Consider the following 21629-nt stretch of genomic DNA (forward strand, 5'->3'; position numbering starts at 1 on the left):
AATCGTTCCTTCAGTAGGCCAAAAAACCCGTCGCCGAGAGGACGCTCGCGCACGCGTACGCCCAGCGCCGTCGCGGCGGCGTGCTCGTGGTCTTGCCGTTGTAGGTCTCTTGCAAGGAGCTCGTGACCGCCACCTCGACGCACGCCTGCACCTCGTCCGGGCCTGCCGCGCGGCTCCAGAATTTGCGCGCCCACGCGAGGCACTGGGCCTTCGCTGTTTCCGCATCGGGCGCCGCAGCGTACTTCGGATCCCCCTGCGCCGAGCCGCTCGCATTGGCCACCGCACCGGTGAGCTGCAGGCAGCCATCGAACGCCACGCGGTAGGCCGTGTACAAGCTCACCGCGCTTGCCTGCGGCTCGAGCGACCATCGCGCCTGCGGCTGGCCGAACGTCGTCGCCGTCGCGCCATCGCCGAGCAAGCTCGGATTGTTGTCCTTGCCCAGCACCCGCGCATACTCCGATGCGAGCGCGCTGTAGGGCTTCGAACGCCCGCGATCGGCCCCGGCCACGGCTTCGAGCCGTCCCGCCGTGAGCTCCACGCCACCGAGCCCCACGTGCGCCATCCCCGTGTCCGCACACAAAGGAACGACCTTTTTCGGATCGTTCTGCGGCGGAGTGTCGCCCGGGCAATTGCTCTCGTCGAGGCACTCACCAGGATGGCTGGCGCTGCAGCCACCGAGGGCGAGGCCGCCCAGGAGCGAGAGACTAAGCAAAGGGAAGCAAGCTTTTTTCATTGGCAAAACCCGGGGCCTTTCGCGATGACCGCCATCGCCGATTGAATCGTCTTGGTGGCCTTGAACGCGTCGATGCAGCGATCGAGCACCGGCCCCTCGCACCGATTCTCGGAGCGCCCGTACAGGTACTTGAACGACAAGCGGCACGCCTGAAACGAGAAATTCTCCGACTCGACCAGTGCCTGCACGAGCTCTTTGTCGTTCGCGATCGACTTGCCCCCCAAAAGGCTCTTCGCGCTTCCCGAGTAAGGCTTGAACGACACCTCGCCCTTGTCGTTGGTCACCTTCGTCGACAGCACGCCCGCCACATGGTCCAGCGCGTACCAATTCTGGTAGTGGCACCCGGCGCACGATCCGGCCTCGCGCCCCTTTGCACTCACGTCGGCGTCGGGCGCGTTGGTGGTGGCCATCAATTGCAGACCGACGACGTTGTTCAAGATGCGATACGCCGTCGCGATCTTCAGGCCGGCCAATTCGTTGCCTGCATAACGAAGCAACCAAGGTTGGCTGCGGAAGTACCCGAGACCATTGGCATCTTCGGTCACCTGAACGGCGCCGTTTTCGCCCGTCGCATCGACCTTGTACGGGCCGAGGAACACGTCCGACCACGGCTTGCCGTTCTTCACGACGTACTTGGCCAGGTGGTACGAGGCATCCTCGGCGGAGTCTTTCCCCGGATCGCGATTGAACTCGGCGTTGACGAAGCGCGCGAACCGCTCCACGAAGTCGCCGCTCTCCAGCAAGGCATCGACGCTCGACGAAGGATCCGACGACGCGAGCAACGCTTCACTGGCCCCCTTGCCCACGAGGGCAATCGAGATGCGGGTGGCACATCGTTCACGAAATGCCTCGACGTCGCCGTCCGCCGCGGCGCCTGCCGTCCGGCCACCGGCCGCCATACCGATGGCCGCAGCGACGACGGGGACGACGACCACCGCCCATCGTGTTCGAGAGTTCTTCGTTCGTGGCGTCATTTCGTGGCGCCTAGAGCAACCCTCATGCCGCAATGATGCGTTGTTACAAGCGAATCAAATCCGCCGCTTTCCAGGGCGTCGCCGGAAACGCCAGAAAGGCGCGCACGTACGGACTTACCCGCATGGATCGCGAGGGTGGATCACATCCACGCCCCGTTCACCGGGTCGCGACGAATCACGATGCGCTCGCGACGCGGGTCGCGAAACTATCGCCATCGGCGCCGCGGTGTGCGATTGACGAGAGATATCGAGCTTTGTCATGCTCGCGGGTTACCTACATCCATGAGAAAGCTGGGGGACATGCGTTGGTACCGAATCGTTCTTCTGGCATCCATGGTGGTGGCCCCCTTCGCAGCCTGTAGCCTCGACGAAGGCGGCTTCGGATCGGCCATCGACAACCCCGATGGCAGCATCACCCCCGACGCGTCGAAGAACGACGCAACATCGGGCGACGCGGGCCCGGGAGATGCCAACCCGAATGCCTGTCCCGGCGGCAACTTCGACAGCTGCAAGAAATACGACGCGGTATTCAAAGATGGCTGGGTGCCCATCGGCTATCGAGACGACGGCACGTCGTGCCCCACGGGCTTCGACGCGCTTCCGCGGGTCACCACGCCGATTGCCGGAGGGTCGTGCAGCTGCACGGGCCAGACGGAGGTAACGGGAACGAAGTGCCGCGCGACCGAGCTGCGGAATCTGCACTGGAACAACAACGCCTCGGAATCGTGCAATGACACCGTCACAAACCCGAACATCACGTTTCCGGACGGTGGCTGCTATCCCTTCGAGAGCGCGCGCATCATGAATCACTTCCAGGCGACGCCGCTCGCTACGAGTGCGTCGTGCACGCTCCAGGGCGTTCCGAACGACGCCGACGTCACTGCCAAAACTCTCAAGGTCTGCACCTCGTCGTTCGACAGCTGCAAGGGTGTTCTCTGCGCGGACAAGCACGTGTGCATCATGCACGACGGCATCGTCAACGATTGCCCCGACGAATTCGGCGACCCCCGTACCATCGGTACCGGCGTCGAGCTCTCGTGCGCGAAATGCAACGGCACCTACTCCGCCACGTGCACGGGCACGGCGTCGCTGTTTACCGACACCGCATGCGGAACCACCCCCGATTCCGTGCTCGTCGACGGCACGTGCAACCAGGTAGACCGAGTCGGTGGCGGCTCCGCGCGAACCTATGCCTCACTGCGTTATGCACCAACGGTGAGCGACGAGTCATGCACCCCGAGCGGCGCCGCCCCGAAGCCGAGCGCTAAGCTCGCCGGCCCGGCCACCGTCTGCTGCCACGACTAACACGCCACGGCGCGGACGATCCCGGCGAAAAACCCAAACGATCCCGAGCACATCCCCGTGCTCGTACTCGTACTCGTTTTCGTGCACGTGCACGTGCACGCGCACGCGCTCGTGCTCGATCTTCTAGCCATTCCCCCGCCCCCGCTCAGTCCGGTGAAATTTCCGAGCTATCCCCAACGAACCCCTTAGAAGTTTATGCTCTCGCTCCTCATGTCCCCGCGCGTCGACCCATCCGTGCCGTCGCGCGTCGCCGAGTTGCACCTCATGGCGGCGGAGCTCCACCCTGTCGTCCGCGCGGTCGTCGCTGCGGTACTGCGTCAAGGCCAAGGTCATCCCGATGTCGAAGATTGCGCAAACGAAGCCCTTCGTCGTGCCCTCGAAGGTACGGCCCGCCTGCGTGACGGCGAGCCGCTACGCCCCTGGGTCATTGGGATTGCCCGCCATGTCGCCCTCGACGTCCTTCGTGCCCGCAAGCGAGCGCGAACCGTGCAAGATGCACGCGATTTTTCCGATGGAGCCGAGGATCTGCCCGCCTTGGTCGAGCGCGTCCCCGACTCCAAGCCCGACCCGCTCGAACGGATGGAAAGCGCGCGGCGCCAGGAAATGGTGCGCAAAGCCATTGCGGGACTCAACGAGAACACCCGCACGGCCCTCGCCAAGTTCCACCTCGAAGGAAAAAGCTACCAGGAGATTTCGGCTGAAATGCAGGTTCCACTCGGTACCGTGGCAACCTGGGTTACACGCGGGCGCAAGGCGATGGCCGAGCTCCTCGACGAGCAAGCGAGGCAATCATGAACGATAACGACCAACTCCCGCTCGAGATCGTTTGGGGCGAGCCTGGCTCCAGCGAGGAGAACCACCTCTCCGAGATCGCCCGCACCGCCATCGCCGATGGGCAGATGTCCATCATCCCCGAGATCGCCCTCGCGCATCTCCACGAGTGCGAAGCATGCACCGTCGCCATCGGCGAAGCGGCCATGCTCTCCGCGCGCGTCGGGTCGCATTGGAACGAAGTCGGCGCGGTCACGTCGAACGAGCACGTTGCCGTTCCCGCTGCTCAACCCGAGGTTCGATTGCCCTGGCTCGCCATCGCGGCTGCCCTCGTTGTCGCGGGTGTGGCGGCCCTTCCGTCGCTGGCCGGCGCCTCGCTCTGGTACGAGCAGACATCGCGCATTCTCCTCCGCGCCATTCCGCATTTGGTGCACGGCATCGTCAAAGCGCTGCAAGGCGGCAACGGAGCGCCCCTCATCGTGAGCTACGCCAGCGCGGTGCTCTTGCTTCTCGCCGGCATCACCATCGGCGTGAAAGCCCCCGGACGTGGACGCCTTGCGGCGCCGCGAAGCCAGTCGGGAGCCTCGTGATGATGCGGCCCATGCGACAGACGAAACAGGAGACGGTCATGAAGTACGGTTTTGGATTCCTTGCCTTCGTTCTCTCGACGACGGTGCTCTGCGGCACCGCGTTCGCTTCGGTGAAGCGAGAAGGGAACTGGCCGAGCGAGGAAAAGAAAATCTCGCTCGACGTCTCCAATGCCCTCAAGACCGACGCCGTGCGCCGCATCGCCGCCGCCGCCGGCTGGAATGTCGTCGTGCATGCCCCGCCGGGCGATCTCGTCGACATCCACGTCAAAGATCTTCCCCCCACCAAGGTTCTCGAGCTCGTCCTCAACGACGGCAACTACGTCGCCCAGCGAGAAGGAAACCTCATCGTCATCTCGCGCGAAATGGGCCCGGGGGCTGCGGGCGTTCCTCCCGTGCCGCCCGTCCCCGCCGTTCCTGGCGTTCCTCCCATTCCTCCCGTGCCGCCCGTCTTCGGGAACGACGATCCCAATCCGGATCCCTCGAACGGCGTGGAGGAAGAGGACGAGGACGCGCCGCCGAAGCCACACCCCGGCAAGAAGAAGCACCATGGCAAGTCGAACGATCGCATCATCACCGGAGGCTCGGCCCGCGTGGAGAAGGGCGACGTGGTCGACGACCTCGTGGTCATGGGCGGCTCCGTCGATGTCTATGGAGAAGTACGCGGCGATCTGGCCGTGATGGGTGGCTCCGCCACCGTGCACGACGGCGGACATGTCCTCGGAGACGTCAGCGCCATCGGCGGGAAAGTGCGACTCGAAAGCGGTGCCTGCGTCGATGGAGAGGTGGGCGTGGTCGGCGGTATGGTGGATCAGCAGCCGGGCGCCAAAGTCGGCAACGAGAGCTCGTCACCGCCGGAAAAGCCCCAGGGCAAGAAAGGCTGGATCATTCCCGGCGTGTCGTGGCCAGGCCAGAACGAAGAACACCGTCCCTGGTACAAGAGCCTCGCCGAACACGTGTCGGACGCCGTCGAGCACACCGCGTTGCTCTTTGTTCTCGGCGCGGTGCTCTTGTCGCTCGCCACGCGCCGCATGGACCTTCTGCGCACCGAAATCGCCGCGCGCCCGATGCGCAGCTTCGCCATCGGCATCCTCGCGACCCTCGCCACCGCCGTCGGCTTGGTGGCCCTCTGCGTGACCGTCATCGGCATCCCCATCGCCATCGTCGGCGTCCTCGTCGGCGCCTTCGGCATCTACGCGGGCATCTGCGCAGCCCTGGCTACGCTCGGCAAAGGCCTCGTCGCGCACCGCACCGAGAACCAACACGTGCACCTTGCGGTCGGTTGCGCCGTCTTCTTGATTCTCTCGGCGCTTCCCCTGGTCGGTTGGATCACGGTCGCGGTCGTCGGGCTCATCGGCTTCGGTGCGCTGGTAGCCACGCGCCTCGCGGGATTCGCCGAGAAAAAGGCCCCGATGAGGTCGACACCGGTTCCTGGCGAAGGCCCGTATCGGAGCTCTCCTTAAGACCACGTCGCGTCAATCGCGGGGTAAGCTGCCCATGGCTTGACCCCGGAGACGCCGCCTCCTTCCACCCCACCGCGTTGGCGCGACCGCATTCGTTCCGCGAGGAAGGTCCCCCCCTCGCCGCTCGACCTGCAGCTGCTCGGGCGGATGCTCCTTCACTCGGCGCTGGTCGGCGCCGCCGCCGGCCTGGTCGGCACGCTGTTCTTCGCGGCCCTCGAGCTCGTCGCCAGCCTGACGCTCGAGCACCTCGCCGGCTACATCCCGCTGCGCGCCCACGGTGAGCAACTCGTGGGCGAGGTCGTGCCGCCCGTGCCCTTCCGGCCATGGCTCCTTTGGGCCGTGCCCGCCATCGGGGCGCTCGGCGCCGGCATCGTCTCGACCAAGTTTGCGCCGGAAACGCTGGGCGGTGGGTCCGACGCCATCATCCACGCCTTCCATCACCAAGGCGGCCACGTACGGCGCCGCGTTCCCTTCGTCAAAGGCCTCGTGTCCGTCTTTACCCTGGGCTTTGGAGGCTCGGGCGGGCGCGAAGGACCGACCATGCTCATCGGCGGCAGCATCGGCTCGCTCATCGGCCGCTACCTGCGGGTCACCGATCGCGAGCGGCGCATCCTCCTCGTCGCAGGCACCGCGGCGGGCATGGCCGCCGTCTTCCGCACGCCGCTCGGCGCCGCGTTGCTCGCGGTCGAAGTCTTGCATCGCGACGACTTCGAATCCGACGCCGTCGTGCCGGCGGTCCTCTCGAGCGTCGTCGCGTATTCCGTCTTCATCTCGTTCTTCGGCGAGTCCACCCTTTTCGCGCACGCCCTGCGTTATCCGTTCGTGCCGGCGCACTTGCCGCTCTACGCGCTCATGGCGATCCTCGTCTCGCTCGTGGCCGCCGGATTCTCGGGCGCGCTCCATGGCGTGCAGCGTTACACGAAGGCCCTCCCGCTACCTGCGTGGAGCAAACCCGCGCTCGGCGGCCTGCTTCTCGGCATCTTCGCCACGCCGGTGCTCATGCTCGTGGGGCCCAGCGTCGGCGACCAGGGACAGGGCCTCGGCATCTTGGGCGGTGGCTATGGCGCGGCCCAAGTGGCCATCACCGGCGCATCGTGGTTTCCCGAAGGATGGCGCGGCGTCGAGCTGCTCGTGCTCCTCGGCCTGGTGAAGATCCTCGCCACGTCACTGACCGTGGGATCGGGTGGCAGCGCGGGCGACTTCGGCCCGTCCCTGGTCATCGGCGGCATCTTTGGCGGTGCTTTCGGCCGCGCGGCCAGCTTGCTCCTGCACGACCCGCGCATCGATCCCGGCGCCTTCGCGCTCGTGGGCATGGCCACCTTTTACGGAGGCCTCGCTCACGTACCCATCGCATCGCTGGTCATGACGTGCGAGCTCGCGGGCAGCTACGACCTGCTCGTCCCGCTCATGCTCGCCGAGGGCATCGCGTTCGTCGCCCTGCGCAATCGTTCGCTCTACCATGCGCAAGTTCCGACCAAGCGCGAGTCGCCAGCGCATCGCGACGAACTCATTTTCGATGTTCTCAAAGAAATCCGTGTCGGCGACGTTGTCATAAAAGACCGGCCGTTCATTACGTTCCGGCGCGATACGCCAGCCCGCGAAGTCATCCATCAAATTGCAAGCTCCGCATGGCAAGACGCCTTCCCGGTTCTCGACGAGCATGGAAAGCTCGCGGGCATCGTGAACGCCGAGGTCATGCGAACGATGGCGGCCGATCCTGACCTCAGCGGTCTGGCTCTGGCCGACGACATGATGGCGGCTCCGGTGTCCGTGCACCAAGCCGACGATTTGCATGTCGCGCTCGAACTTCTCTTGTCGAACGATGCGCGAGAACTCATCGTCTTAGACGATGGCGGACGCATCATCGGCTTTCTCGATGAAGCGGAAATTGCAAAGACGTATCACGGCCGAACGGCAACGAAGCCGATGGCGACGGAGCAACCCAAGGCACACTAGAGTCTTCCCCAGAGAGATATGCGAGGTGAACTGAGATGACGTCGGAGTTCGAGGGTGGGGTTACGCCGTCGAGCATTCTTCTAGTCGACGACGATCCGGCCAATCTGCTCGCGCTCGAGGCGGTCCTCGAGCCCTTGGGGCAGCGAATCATGAAGGCTCGTTCGGGCGAAGGTGCGCTCCGGCTCCTGCTCGAACACGATTTCGCGGTCATTCTGCTCGACTTGCGCATGCCGGGGATGGACGGCCTCGAAACGGCCGCGGCCATCAAACAGCGCGCGAAGTCGAGGCACACGCCCATCATCTTTTTGACGGCCGAGACGAGTCTTCGTCTCAAGAGCTACGAGTACGGCGCCGTCGATTACGTGGTCAAACCGTACGAACCGGCCATCGTCCGCTCCAAGGTCTCGGTTTTCGTGGAGCTCTACGAGCGGGGGCAACGCATCCTTCAACAAGAAGCGCGCCTGCGGCAGAAGGAAATCGAGGCCCTCCAGCTCCAGACCCGCGAGAGCCGGAGGGTCGATCAAGAGCAACAGCGACTCTGGCTCGAGACCATTCTCGACCTCATGCCCACCCCGCTGCTCTTCGTGCATGCCGAGACGGGGCGTGTGCACTTCGCCAACCGGGCCTCGCACGAGCTCGTGGGGGGCAAGCTCCCGGCGCCGCCCGAAATCGCCTACGACGGCACCCCGCACGAGCTCACCTGGCAGACGAACGACGGCATGCGCACCTTCGTGGCCACCGGCGCGGAGATCCCTCAGGGCTACGGCCACGAGGCGATGCGCATCGTGTCGTTGGTCGACGTCACACGTTTGAAACAAGTCGAGGCGGAGCTCCAGAACGCCGTGCGCATTCGCGACGACTTCCTCTCGATTGCCTCGCACGAGCTCCACACCCCGCTGACCCCGCTCAAGCTGCAGATCGAACGCCTGCAGCGCCGCGAGCAAACGCCGACGCAACTGCAAGAGAAGCTCGCGGTGGTCGGGCGCCAGGTCGACCGACTGAGCAACCTTGTGCGCCAGCTGCTCGACGTCTCACGCATCACCGGCGGGCGGCTGCGGCTCACGCCGGAAGAGGTCGACCTCACCGCCGTCGTGCGCGACACGGCCGATGCCCTCTCGTCGGAGTCGCGCCAGAGTGGGAGCGTCATCGATATCCGGGGCGAGGACAGCGTCGTCGGACACTGGGACCCGACGCGCATCGAGCAGATCACGAGCAACCTGCTCTCGAATGCCATCAAGTACGGCCAGGGCAAACCCATTTTGGTGCAGGTATCGCACGACAATGGAAACGCCCGACTGAGCGTGCACGATCAGGGTATCGGCATCGCGCCTGAGCAACAGGCCCGGATTTTCGACAGGTTCGAACGCGCCGTATCGGTGCGTCATTACGGCGGATTTGGCCTTGGGCTCTGGATCGTGAGACAAATCGTGGAGGCTTCCGGCGGTCAGGTCACCGTCGAAAGCCAGGTGGGGCACGGCTCTACGTTTACCGTGGAGCTCCCGCGCTGAGGGAGATACGCTCGTAGTTGCGTTCCTGGCCGGCAAGACGCCGGCGCTCCGTTAGCGCAACCCGCCTCGTTTCTACCGGCGAGACGCCGGCGCTCCACCAGCACTTCTCATGCCTGAATCGCCTCGTCAGCGTGGATCCATCCCTCCCCCCGCGATAGCCTCCCTCGACTCGAAGCTCGAGAGCGAGGGAGAGGTGCTCGAAGCACTCGTCTTCGGCCTCGCGAAAAATGCGTTTCAGCCCGAGTTGTGGGCCAAATTGCACGAGGCGGCCCAGCGCGACAACCGCATGTCCGAGTTGGCCTTCGCCTACGAGGCATTCGGCCAGGACCGGCGCGTCAAAGGCCTTCCCGCCGCGGCCAACGCGGAATTCATGTACAATGCAGCCAATTTCTTCACCGCATTCGGTGACGAATTGGGTGCGATGTCGTACCTGCAAAAGGCCCTAAGCGCCTACCCTGCGCACCTGGGCGCCTTCGAGCGGCTGGAATCGAAATTGATCGCCCGCCGCGACTACCAGGGCCTGGCCTCGCTCTACACCGAGACGGCGCAGCACCGCGGGCGGGTCGATCAGGCGCAGCTTCTGCGGCGCGCGGTGCAGATGATGGAGCTCACCAAGGGCGCACCGGAGCGCATCGTCGATCTGCTGCAGCAGGTCTTGCGGCTGGATCCGGCGGACGAAACGTCGCGCATCAAGTTGGTCGAGTATTACGCAGCGCTGGGGCGTTCGCGGGAGGAGGTGCGCCTTCTCGAGCAAGGGCTCAATGTGGAGCCGGCACCGACACCCGACGGGGCGCGTCGCATGCGTGCGCGGCTCATCGAGCTGTTCGCCTTCGAGCTTCAGGAGGTGGAGAAGTCGACGCCCCACGTGGAGGCGCTGCTGGTCATCGATCCGGCGAACGACACGGCGCGCAGCGTGGCCGAGCGGCTACTGGAGATCCGCGGGGTGGCGGCACGCGCGGCGGCGGCGTTGGCCGATGCGCACGAGCAACACGGCACGCCGCGCGAGGTGGCGCACTATTTGACCCTGGAGCTGGAGCACACGCGCGGAAGCCGGCGCCTCTCGGTGCTGCGGCGCTTGGGGGCTCTGCTGCAGGATCGACTGAACGACGCGGTGGGTGCGTTCGACGTCATCGAGCAAGCGCTGACCTTGGATCCGGCCGACGGATCGCTGCGCGAGCGGTACGTGACCTTGGCCGCCGCACTGGGGCGACAGCTCGATGCGGCAAAGACGCTGGGCAAGGTGGCGGTGACGGCAAAGGACGCGCCCGTCCGTGCACGCATCACGACGGACATCGGGCACCTGTTCGCGCTTGGCGGCGATCGGCGGCGGGCGCGCGCGGTGTACGCGAGCGTGCTCGCGACGCCCGGCGTCCCGGAAGACGCCGCCCTGCACAGCGCGCGCGCTTTGGCCGAGATTTACGAGGCCGATGGCGACCTGCCGGAGCTCGCGGCGGCCCTCGAGAAGCGCATCGCGCTGGAGACGGATCCCGAGAAGGCGCGCGGGCCGATCGAGAAGCTGGCGGAGTTGGCCATGGGCCGGCTCGCGGATCCATCGCGGGCGATTGGCGCGTGGCGGCGGCTCCTGGAGATCGAGACGACGAACAGCCCCGCGCGCGAGCGGGCGCTGGAGGCGCTGGAGCGGCTTTACCTCGATGCGGGCGAGGTGACGGATCTCGCGTTCGTGATGGGCGAGCGCGCGGTGTACGCGCCGCCGCGCGAGGCGCGTTCGCTGCTGATGCGCGCGGCCGAGGCGCTGACCGCGGTGGCCGCGTCCACGCCGCCGGCCTCGGGCTCGCAGGGCACGGAAGCGCACACGCGGGCGATTGCGGCGTGGCGGAGACTCATCGAGCGGTTCGGGCCCTCGCGCGACGTGTACGCGACGTTCATCCCGCTGCTGGAGGAAATCGGCGATTGGGCCGAGCTCGCGCAGGCGCTGGAGGCCGATGCGGCCCTCGTGCCGGAGAGCGATCGCGGGGCCACGCTGGCCAAGGCAGGCGTGGTGCGACTTTCGCGCTTGCGCGACGTACCGGGTGCCATCGATGCATTCCGGCGCGCACTGACCTCCGACGCAGGGGAAAAGACGGCACGCGCCGCGCTGGAAAAGCTGCTGGCGGCAGGCGACTACCGCGTGGCCGCGGCGGCGGCGCTGGAGCCTCTGTACCGGGCGGAGGAATCCGTCGCGGGGCTTCTGCGCGTGCTCGAGGTGCGGGCAGCCTTTAGCGCACACGCCGAGGAGCGACTCAGCGCACTCGACGAAGCGGCGAACGCCGCCGAGCTCTCCACCACGCACCGGGCGCATGCCATCGACTATGCGGGGCGCGGATTGACGGAGGCCGTGGAGAGCGGCTACCCCATCGAGTCGTGGGTGGAGCGCGTGCTTTCCCTCGCAGGCGACGGCGAGGCCAAACGGCGCGCGACGATCTTCGGCAAGGCCGTGGGCGATCGGCCCATCGACTCGCACTCGATGCTGCTCTTGGCGCGGCACGCGGGCGATGCCCTGGCGGAAATCGGGGACGTGCAAGGTGCCCTCGCGCTGCTCCGGCGCGCGCTGGAGTACGATCCGTCGGCCACGGAGATCGTGCGGCGGGTCGACGGCTTGTTGCGAGATGCGGGCAACCCGCACGAGCGCCTCGTGCTCTACCGCGCCGCGCTCGAGCGTGAGCGCGATGCTTCGCAGCAGCGGCGTCTATTGCATGGCATCGGCGCCCTGGCCCGGCACGAGCTCAAAGATCCCCAGGCGGCCATTCAGGCTTACCGCAGCGCGCTGGACATCGAGGCGGAGGACCGCGACGCGTACGCGGCTCTCTGCGAGCTCTACGAAGACGTGGAGTCGTGGGGCGACTTGATCGACCTGCTCGACATGCGCGTGGCGCAGCTCGAAGGGGACCGCGATGCGATGCGCGTGCGCGCGCAGCTCGCAGAAACGGCGGCGGCGCACGGGCAGCCGGAGCGCGCGGGCCAACACGCGCGGGTGCTGCTCGAGGACCCGGAGCTGGCCGACGAGGAGCTCGATGCCATCGAGCGCGTGGCGCAGGCCATCGGCGACATGAACCTGTCGGCGGCGACCTTGGAGCGGCGTGCCGCACAAGCCGGAGACCCACGCGACGCCTTCGAGGCGCTCGGAAAATTGGGCGCGGCGCGGCTGGGGCAAGGCGATCTCGAGGCGGCCATCGACGCCTGGAAGCGCGCCGCGCGCCTGGCCGGTGACTCGAACGAGCTGGTGGAATCTCAGCGCTTCTACGAGCTGATACGCAAAGTCGCGCCCCGCGATACCGAAGCCACCGAGCGCATGGCGGTGCTGCTCGAACAGCAGGAGCAGTGGAGCGGCCTGCCCGAGCTGTACGCGGTCATGGTCGAGACGGCGAAGACCACCGAGGTGCGCTGCTCGGTGCTTCTGCGCTTGGCGCGCGTCCTCGCGGAGAAGCTCAGCGATCCCTCCGGCGCAGCCGATGCCGTGGCGCGGGCGTTCGCGCTCGATCCGCGCAACGTGGAGAGCCTCTCGCTGTTCGAGCGACTGGCCGTGCACTCCGGCGAGATTGCTGGCTTCGTGCGCGCCGTCGACTCCGCCTTGGATGAAGTGGAGGCGCGGTCGCTGCGCGGCGAGTTCATGATGTCCAAGGCGCGCGTGCTCTCGAAGGATCCCATTCGTCAGGACGAGGCCGCATCCACGTACCGCGCGCTGCTGGAGACCGAGGATGCCGACATGGGGGCCACGCACCGCGCGGCGGTGAGCGGTTTCACGAAGCTCCTCGAAGCCAGCGATGCGAGTGCGGCGCGCAACGCCGACCGCCGCTGGCTGCTGGCCTGGAGAGCGAACCATGCGCAGCGGGAAGAGAAGATCGGGCATCTGCTCACCTGGGCACGGGCCGAGGAGACGCTGTTCTCCGACGTGGAGACGGCCCTCAACGTGCACCGCGAGGTGCTCGCGCTCGATCCGGAGAACACCGAGGCTTCGGCCGCGGTAGCGAGGTTGACTTTGGCGACCGGTGACGTGGGTGGTGCCGTTTCGGCTTTGTTTGCGCAGCGCGAACGCAGCGACGGCGCCGCGCGAAGGGCCATCGACATCGAGATTGCGACGATTCTGATCGAGCGCGGTGAGCAGCTCGAGGACGCGGTACGCTGCGTGACGGCTCTGCTCGACGAAGCACCGGACGATGCCGATGCGCTCGGGCTGGCCGGCCGGCTCCTGCGCTTACCCAAAGTAGGTCAACAGGCCGCCGCGTTGCTGGAAAGGGCGAGCCAGCGCGTGGAGGACGGCGACGTGCGCGCAAGCATCGTGAACACGCTGCTGGAAGGCCCGCCGGAGGTCGCGGGCGTGGCCACACGGCGTGCGTGGTTCGAGCGGCTCATTGCCTCGCACGAGGTGCAGAATCGGAAAGATGCGGCGCTCCTGACGACGCTCCGCGCCGCCGAAGAGTTTCCACTCGAGCCGGCGTTCTGGGACCGCGCGGAAGATCTCGCGCGCGATCTGCAGAACCCCGGGAGCCTGGCGGATCTGTACTACCGCGTGCTCGGCGGCGTGCTCTCGCCGGAGGGTGCGCTGGAGATCGGCCAGCGCGCGGTGGCCTTCCACGAAGAGTGGTTCGACGATCCGTCGCGGGTCATCGCCCTGCTCGAGCGCGTGCTCACCATCGATCCGATGGCCGCGTGGGCCTTCGATCGCCTCAAGCTGCTCTTCGACTCGCGCGAGCAGTGGGACGATCTCTTCGCGCTCTACGATCGGGCCATCGCCGCGGTGTCGGAGAAGGATCGCCGGGTCGAGCTCCTCGAGGATGCGGCGCAGATCGCCAAGGACTTCGCGAACCACTCCGATCGCGCGATTCTCTATCTGGAGAAGCTGCTCGCGCTGAAGCCGAAAAACGCGCGCATCACGGCGTCGCTGGAGCGGCTCTACGAGCGCCACGGAAAGCACCGTGAGCTCATCGCGCTCTTGTCGTCGCAGCTGGACGGCATGGGCATCCTGGACGCGCGCGCCGCGCGCATCCGCATCGCCGGCATGATGCTGGACCATTTGAACGACGTGCCCGGTGCGCTCGCGGTGGTCGAGGGCCTTCTCTCGTCCGAGACGAGCGGCCCGGCATCACTTCCCGGCGTGGGCGATGCGCACGCGCAGGTACGTATCAAGCTGGTGGAGTTGCTCGAGCGCATTTTGCAGGCGGCTACGCCGGCACCCGAAGGCAACCGCACGCGCCAGCACGCCGCCGCGTTGCTCAAGGAGCATTACCTGGAGACGGGGCGCGACGTGGATCTCGCGCGCGTGCTCGAAGTGGAGCTCGAGGCGGTCGACGACGCCAAGGCGCGCGTGACCGGACACAAGGAGATCGCAGAGCTGTATGGCCGGCTCGGGCAGGACGCCAAGGCGCTCGAGCACTACGTGGCGCTGGTGATGCTCGAACCGCAGGTGGCCGCGCACCGTGATCGTCTGACGGCGCTGGCGGAAAAGGTCGACCAATTCGATCGCGCCGCGGAGGTGCTCGCCCACGCCGCCGACCAGCCTTCGCTCGACGAAGCGCTGCGCATCGATCTGCTCATGCGCGCCGCCACGATGCACGAGGACCGCCTCGGAGACGGTGCGCGCGCCATCGAGTTGTACCTGCGCGTGCTCGGCGCGCCCAAGGCCGGAAAGGAGGCGCTTTTGGCGGCGACGCGGCGACTGGATCCGCTGTTGCTCGTCGCCTCGCGGCCGCAGGATCGGCTCATGGTCCTCGAGCGCATGAGCGAGCTCGAGACCGACGCGCGCGCACGGCGCGTGGCGCTGGGCACGGCGGCGGAGTTGGCCGCGGAGCTGGGCGAGGACGATCGCGCGATCCGCGCATACGAGACGCGCCTCGCGGACGACAAAGCCGATGCCGAGGCCCTCGATGGGCTCATCGCGCTGCTCGAACGCGGCAAGCGTTGGCGGCCGCTCATCGAGGCCCTCACGCAGCGCGCGCGCATCACGCCGTCGAAGGAGCAAAAGCGCAAGGATCGCGTCACCCTGGCGCGCATCTATCGGCAGGAGCTCGACGAGCCGGATGCCGCCATCGCCACGTGGCACGGGATCCAGGAAGACTTCGGCCCGTCCGACGAGGGAACACGCGCGCTGGCCGGGTTGCTCCACGGTGTGGGCCGCTGGCTCGAGCTCGCGACGTTGCTCGAGGAGTCGGCGAAGCGGGCGCAGGATCCCGAGGTGCGCGCGACGTTTCTGCGCCAGCTCGGCGACGTGCTGCGCGAGCGGCAGGGCGACCATGCGGGTGCCATCGAGAACTACCGCGCCGCACTGGAAGCCTCGCCGCGCGAGCCCGGTGCGCTGGACGGCTTGTACGAGCTGATCGACGAGCCCGAGGCGGTGCGTGTGCTCTACGTGGCGCACACCACCTCGGGCGAGTGGCAGTCGGCGCTCGATCTGACCGAGCATCGGCTCAAGGCGGCGCTGTCAGGTGATCGGGCCGATGACGAGCGCGGGCGCATTTTCAAAGAAGCCGCATGGCTCGCCGAGCAACGTCTCGCCGATCGCGTGGCGGCGTACCGCTACATCGGGCGCGCCTTTTTGCTCGCGCCGCACGACCTGGACCTGGAGACGGACCTTTTCCGCCTGGCCGAGGAGACCAGCGGGTGGAAGGCCTTCGTCGAGACGCACAAGCGCGTGCTCGAGAACCTCGAGTCCCTCGAGACTGAGCGCGACACGACCCTGGTGAGCCGCCTGCATCAGCACCTCGGCGAAGCGCTCGAGCGCCGGCTCGACGACCCCGAGGGCGCGCTGGCCGCGTACGCGCACGCGGTGACCACGACGCCGCACGACACCGATGCCGTGCGGGCCGTGCTGCGCGTCGCCGGGCCGCACATGCGCTGGGACGAGGCTGCAAAGGCTGCGATTTTGCACGCCATTGCGACGCACTCCCTCGACGCTTCGCTTTGGACCACGTTGGAGTCGGTGGCCACGACGCCCGCCGCGTGGGACGCGGCCACCGAGGCCCTGACCCGCACCATCGCGGAGCACCCCGGCCTGGTCGCCCATCTGGCGCGCGATCTCGAGGCGCGGGTGGCCACGTGGCACCGCGATCGCCGCGGCGATCCCGAGGCCGCGGAGCTCGCGTTCGCGCGTGCGCTGACGCACGATCCGCTCAACCCGGAGCTCCTCGCCGCCCTGGCGCAGCTTCAGCGCCGGGCCAAGGGGCGGCCGCTGGTCGAGAGCCTTTTGCGCCTGTCGGAGGCGACCGGCGGCGATTTGGAGCTTCTGCGCGAGGCCTCCGAGATTGCCTCGGAGTCCATCGCGGATCGGGCCCTGGCCAAGTCGATCCTGGAGCGGCTGATGAAGCTCGCCACGGAGCGATGGTTCGGGCGCGAGCCTCCGCGCGACGTCACCTCGGGGACGATGGCCGATCCGGAGCAGTTCGTGCGCTGGACCATCTCGGCGCTGTCGCGCATCTACGAGGAGGAAGGCGACGCCGAAAAGACGGTGGACCTGCTGGTCCTCGCCTCGGACCTCCCCTTCGACAGCGACAACCGGCGCACGATGCGGCACCAAGCCGCGAGCATCGCCGTGGACAAGCTGGGCGATCGCGCGCGGGCCATCGAGCTTTACCGCGCGCTCTTCAAGGAAGATCCCACCGATTTGCGCGCCACCACGGCGCTGGGCGAGCTCTTTCAGCAGCTCGGACGGCACGAGGAGCTGCTCGAGTTGCGCGAGAAGCAATTGGCGCTGGCCCCCAACCCGGCGCTGCGCCTCGAGGTGGCGCGGCTGCAGGTGCATCTCGGTCTCTCGGGCAATGCCATCGAGACGCTGGAGGGGAACCTCAAAGACGAACCGCGGCACGACGAAACGGTGCGCGAACTCGTCGAGGTCTACGTCAAGGCGGAGCGGCACGCGGATCTCACGACGCTGCTCGCCGACCAGGCTGCACTGGCCGAAGCGGCCAGCGACACGGCGGCGGCGTCGCTCTTCTGGGCACGCGCGGCGTCGGTGGCCGAGGAAAAACTGGACGACACGAACGCGGCCATCACGTACCACGCGCGCGTCGTGGCGATCGAGCCGAGCGCCGCATCGTACGATGCCTTGGCGCGCCTTTCGATGCGCCGGCAAGACTTCGCCGAGGCCGCGCAGTACCTGCTCCTCTTGCGCGACATCACGCCGCCGGCCGAGCGCGCCAGCGTGACCTTGCGCCTGGCCGATGCCTTGGTGGCCGCGGGCCGCGAAGAGCAAGCACGCCAGCGGCTCGAGGAAGCCGTCGCCGCGCAGCCCGAGGAAGAGCGCCTGCGCGCGCACCTCGGGGCGATCTACCATCGCACGCGCGAGTACGCGCCGCTGGCCGCGCTGCTAGCGACCGGTGCAGCCCACGCCACCTCGAACGACGTGAAGCTTCTGCGCCTGCGCGAGGCCGCGGACCTGTATTGGCACAAGTGCAACATGCCCGCCGAGGCGGTGCCGCTCTTGGAGCAGGCCGCGGAGCTCGATCCGGAAAACCGCGCGATCCGCCTGCTCCTGGCGGACACCTTGGGCGCGGCCGGGCGCATTCAAGAGGGGCGCGCGCTGTTGCGTCAGGCCATCGAGGCCTTCGGTGGACGGCGGCCGAAAGAGCGGGCGCCGATCCATCATCACCTGGCCCGATTGGATCTCTTGGCCGGCGATCGCACGCAAGCGATGGCCGAGCTCGAAGCGGCCACGCGCATCGACCCAGCGAATGCCGACATTCTGCGCGCGCTGGCCGAGCTCGCACGCGACGATGGGCAGCTGGAACGTGCGGAGCGCTCGTACCGCGCGCTGCTCGCGGTGGTGCGAAGGCAGGACACGCCCGACGAGAGCACGCCCATCGTGCGAACCGAGGTGCTCCTCGAGCTGAGCGAAATTGCCACGCGACAAGGGCAAGCCGACCGCGCCGAGGAGATCCTCGAGTCGGCGCTCGAAGCGGCGACGTCGCACCCGGTGGAGGCTGCGCGCCTCGAGCGTGCGCTGCGCGCGCGCGAATCGTGGAAGGCGCTGGCCAAGGCGCTGGAAATGAAAATGGGTCGCGAGACCGACGATCCCGAGCGCGGCGCGGCCGTGCTGTTCGAGCTCGCGGACGTTCTCGGCAACAAGCTTGGCCGCGAGGATGACGCGTTCGCGGTGGGCCTGCGCGCCCTCGAAGCTGCCCCCTCGTCGCCGAGTGTGCACGACGCGATGCTGGATCTGGCCAAGCGAACGCGCGCCGTCCCGCGCTACGCGGACACCCTCGAGCGGTTGGCCAAGGCGGCCGAGGAACGCAACCGCGCGCTGGCGGGATCGCTGTACCTGCGGCTCGGGAGCGTGGTGGAGCACGAGCTCGAAGACGATGCGCGCGCGCTTTCGATCTTCGAGGACGCGGAGCGGCTGGAGAGCAACTCGGGCGACGTGCTTCGCGCGCTGGAGCGGCTTTACGGACGCGTCGGCCGGCGCGAGGGGCAGGAACGCGTGCTCTCACGGCTCGTCGATCTGGAGGAGCAGGCCACGCGGTCCGATCCGGTCAAGCACGCCGACGCCATCTCACGGCTCGCGGCGCTGCGCCTCTCGATGCCGGGCGGCGTGGAGCCGGCCACCGAGCTTTTGGCGCGCGCGCTCGAACTGGATCCCCAGAGCGTGCACGCGCTATCGGTGCTGCAAAAGGCCATCGATTCGCACCCCGATCGCGCGAAGTTGCTCGATTTGTACGAGCAAACGGGACGCCGTCCCGGGCAGGAGCGCCTTTTGCTGGACGCGCTTTCCCGGCGCAGCGCGCGCCCGGAGACCCCATCTTCGGTGCTGCGCGAGGCGATTTCGCTGGCGCGGACCTTGGGCGAAAAGGCCCTCTTCGAGGAGCTGCTCGAGCGCTACGTGGCCATCGTGCGCAACGATCCGGCGGAGAGCGCGCACGCAACGTGGGCGCTCATTCTTCTGGCCGAGTGCTCCGAGGCGCGCAACGAGCTGCGTGATGGCCTCAAGCTTCGCCTCGAGGCAGCCGATTTCGCAGAGGCGGACGAAGCGCGCAAGATGCGCCTGTTCGTGGCCCGTGTCGCCGGGGATAAACTGGGCGACGCGTACCTCGCCTCCAAAGTGTACGAGCGGCTTTTCGAGGAGAGGCCATCGGACCGCGAGGTGTGGACCGCGCTGCTCGGCCTTTACCGCAAGATGGGCGACGGCGAAAAGCTGGCCCGCCTGCTCGGGCTGGTCGTCGACTACATCGACGAGCCAGAGGCCCGCATCGCCACGCGCCTGGAGCGCGCTCGGATTCTGCTCGAGCGGCGGGCCGAGGACGAAGGCGTGACCGAACTGCGGAACATCCTCGACGAACAGCCCGGCCACGAGGAGGCGGGCGCGCTGCTCCTGTCCATTCTCGAGACGGGAAATCGCGAGCAGGAGCTCACGGAGCTTTTGAATCAGCTCATCGACGCCGCCAAGGACCACGGGGACTCCCCGCTAGTGGCCAGCCTGTCTGCGCGGCTCGGTGGGCTCGTCGAGAACAACGATCCCGACAACGCGATCAGCATCTATTACGCGGCGCTCGATTGGGACCCGAAGAGCGAGCCCGTTCTGCGCGCTCTCGCGCGGCTCTTGGCGGTGCGGGGCGAGCCGGCGGATCGGGCGGAGCTGCTCGAGCGCCTGCTGCCGCTGACGTCGGGCCGCGAGGCCGAGAAACTCGCGCTGGAGCTGGTCTCCCTGCGCGAGGAACTGTGGGATCCCGACGGCGGAGAGCGCGCCATTGCGCTCGGTTTCAAAGCGTGCCCCGAGAGCACGGCTTTGCGCGATCGGCTCCTGGCCCTGTACCGCGAACGCAACGATCTGCCGAAGCTCGCCGAAGTGCAGGTGCTCGATGCCATGGCGCAAACCGATCCCGCGAAGCGCGCTGCCCTTCTGCGGCAGGCGGCGGCGATCTATCGCGGTGAGCTGAGCGACCCAGCGCGCGCGGCGGAGCTGTTGAAAGACGCCCGCGCCGCGCTGCCGGACGATCTGGAGCTGTTCGACGAGTTCGTGACCGCGTTGACCGAGTCCGGCAAGCTCCAGGCGGCGGCCGCGGAAATCACGAGCACGGCGGCATCGCTCCCGGATCACGATCCGCGACGGGCGCCCCTGTTGGCGACGCGTGCGCGGCTTCGTGCGGCCCTCGGCGATCAAGGCGGGGCACTCTACGACTTGGAGCGCGCCTTTTCGCTGGATCCGCAGCGCTACGTGGAACCTCTCACCGCGCAACTCACGCGGCTGCGAGAAGATGCGGTGCAGGCCGGCGATACGGCCAAGGAGGGCGCCGTTCTCTTGCGGCTGGTGAATCTGCTGGCGAAGGCCGGGCAGGTCGAGGCTGCGCGCGTGCACCTCGGCGACATCTTGACCCGCGATCCGAACCATCGCGAGGCGCTCCGCGCGCTGGCCGACATCGAGGAGTCGCTCGAGCATTGGGACACGGCAGCGGCGGCGTACGGGCGTCTGGCCATGGTGGACGAGTCGGCGGATCTTTCGGATCTGGCGATGAAGCTTGCCCATGCCAGCGAACAAGCGGGCGAGCCGGGCTTCGCGCGCCCGGGCCTGGAGCGCGCGTTGCGCAACGATCCGACGAACGTGGAGCTGCGTGAGCGCCTGCGCGAGCTTTATGCGCGCACGGGTGCGAACCGCGAGCTTGCGGAAATGAGCCTCTCGGAGGCGCGCACGGCGTTCGACGACGATGCGCGCTTCGCGAACCTGGTGCGGGGCGCGGCGGTTCTCTTGGAGAACAGCCTGGATGAGCGCACGGCGCTGGCTGCGCTGGAAGAAGCGCGCGCCCTTCGGCCGAACGACATCGAGTGCGCGGCGCTGCTGGCGGATGCGCTGCTCGCCCTTGGGCGGCACGAGGATGCCACCGAAGTGGTGCACGTGACCTTGGCCTCGCAAAAGGGTCGCCGCTCCCGCGATCTAGCGCTGCTGCATCAGCGCCTGGCACGCATTGCCCGCACCGTGGGTGATCGGCCGGCGGAGATGCAGTGGCTGTCGAGCGCGTTGGACATGGACGGCCAGAATGGACTCGTTGCGTCCGAGTTGGCGCGCTCTGCGCTCGAGCTTCGCCAATACGACGTGGCCACGAAGGCACTGCGCACGATCACGATGCTGCGAAGCCCCGCTCCGATTCCGCGCGCGGTCGCCTACCAGCGCCTCGGCGAAATTGCCCACGTCCAAGGCGACACGAAGAAAGCGCTCCTCCTCTTGAAGCGCGCCGTGGACGACGACCCTACGTTGGACGACGCTCGCGCTCTGCTGAACGCGCTCTCTCGTTAATCCGATCCTCGCGTCCAGTTTTTCGACAACCTGGACACGTCCAGCGCCGAATAAATGGACGCACGCACCGAGAGAGCGCCCGCGCCTCGCCATTTTCGCGTGCATCGCGCATGGCGCCCAA

Annotated in this window: 9 protein-coding genes; 7 read left to right on the forward strand and 2 right to left on the reverse strand. The window is 67.5% G+C overall.

What is annotated here, in order from left to right; all coding sequences use genetic code 11:
- Window positions 1–10 precede the first annotated feature (10 nt).
- Both LZC95_44055 and LZC95_44060 read right to left on the reverse strand, forming a co-directional pair.
- A complete protein-coding gene (locus tag LZC95_44055) occupies window positions 11–712 on the reverse strand; it encodes a hypothetical protein (protein WXA93417.1) in 702 nt (233 codons plus the stop codon).
- Window positions 713–729: 17 nt separating this feature from the next.
- On the reverse strand, window positions 730–1707 hold the full coding sequence (locus LZC95_44060) for a hypothetical protein (GenBank protein WXA93418.1): 978 nt from the start codon (window positions 1705–1707) through the stop codon (window positions 730–732).
- A 282-nt stretch (window positions 1708–1989) separates the two neighbouring features.
- On the opposite strand from LZC95_44060, the gene LZC95_44065 reads away from it, so the two are divergent.
- The 7 genes from LZC95_44065 to LZC95_44095 all read left to right on the forward strand — a co-directional run bounded on the left by LZC95_44065 (window position 1990) and on the right by LZC95_44095 (window position 21508).
- Window positions 1990–3012, forward strand: a complete 1023-nt coding sequence (locus LZC95_44065) for a hypothetical protein (GenBank protein WXA93419.1) — start codon at window positions 1990–1992, stop codon at window positions 3010–3012.
- A 210-nt stretch (window positions 3013–3222) separates the two neighbouring features.
- Window positions 3223–3807 carry an RNA polymerase sigma factor gene (locus tag LZC95_44070; protein ID WXA93420.1) on the forward strand — a complete coding sequence of 195 codons (585 nt, stop codon included), beginning with the start codon at window positions 3223–3225 and terminating at the stop codon, window positions 3805–3807.
- Window positions 3804–4373, forward strand: coding sequence for a hypothetical protein (locus LZC95_44075; protein ID WXA93421.1), 570 nt, complete (start codon window positions 3804–3806; stop codon window positions 4371–4373). Before LZC95_44070 ends, LZC95_44075 begins: the two co-directional genes overlap by 4 nt.
- An 11-nt stretch (window positions 4374–4384) precedes the next feature.
- Window positions 4385–5833, forward strand: a complete 1449-nt coding sequence (locus LZC95_44080; protein WXA93422.1) for a hypothetical protein — start codon at window positions 4385–4387, stop codon at window positions 5831–5833.
- 39 nt (window positions 5834–5872) lie between these two features.
- Window positions 5873–7789, forward strand: coding sequence for a chloride channel protein (locus LZC95_44085; protein WXA93423.1), 1917 nt, complete (start codon window positions 5873–5875; stop codon window positions 7787–7789).
- Window positions 7790–7824: 35 nt separating this feature from the next.
- Window positions 7825–9297: a hybrid sensor histidine kinase/response regulator gene (locus LZC95_44090; GenBank protein WXA93424.1), complete on the forward strand. Its 1473-nt coding sequence runs from the start codon at window positions 7825–7827 to the stop codon at window positions 9295–9297.
- 109 nt (window positions 9298–9406) lie between these two features.
- Window positions 9407–21508, forward strand: a complete 12102-nt coding sequence (locus tag LZC95_44095; protein ID WXA93425.1) for a tetratricopeptide repeat protein — start codon at window positions 9407–9409, stop codon at window positions 21506–21508.
- Window positions 21509–21629 lie beyond the last annotated feature (121 nt).

Source organism: Sorangiineae bacterium MSr12523, from assembly GCA_037157775.1.
GTDB lineage: Bacteria > Myxococcota_A > Polyangia > Polyangiales > Polyangiaceae > Pendulispora > Pendulispora brunnea.

Excerpts from the sequence above, each read along its gene's own strand:
- LZC95_44060 (WXA93418.1), bottom strand. The coding sequence starts at position 1,707 with ATGACGCCACGAACGAAGAACTCTCGAACACGATGGGCGGTGGTCGTC.
- LZC95_44065 (WXA93419.1), top strand. The coding sequence starts at position 1,990 with ATGAGAAAGCTGGGGGACATGCGTTGGTACCGAATCGTTCTTCTGGCA.
- LZC95_44070 (WXA93420.1), top strand. The coding sequence starts at position 3,223 with ATGTCCCCGCGCGTCGACCCATCCGTGCCGTCGCGCGTCGCCGAGTTG.
- LZC95_44075 (WXA93421.1), top strand. The coding sequence starts at position 3,804 with ATGAACGATAACGACCAACTCCCGCTCGAGATCGTTTGGGGCGAGCCT.
- LZC95_44080 (WXA93422.1), top strand. The coding sequence starts at position 4,385 with ATGCGACAGACGAAACAGGAGACGGTCATGAAGTACGGTTTTGGATTC.
- LZC95_44090 (WXA93424.1), top strand. The coding sequence starts at position 7,825 with ATGACGTCGGAGTTCGAGGGTGGGGTTACGCCGTCGAGCATTCTTCTA.
- LZC95_44095 (WXA93425.1), top strand. The coding sequence starts at position 9,407 with ATGCCTGAATCGCCTCGTCAGCGTGGATCCATCCCTCCCCCCGCGATA.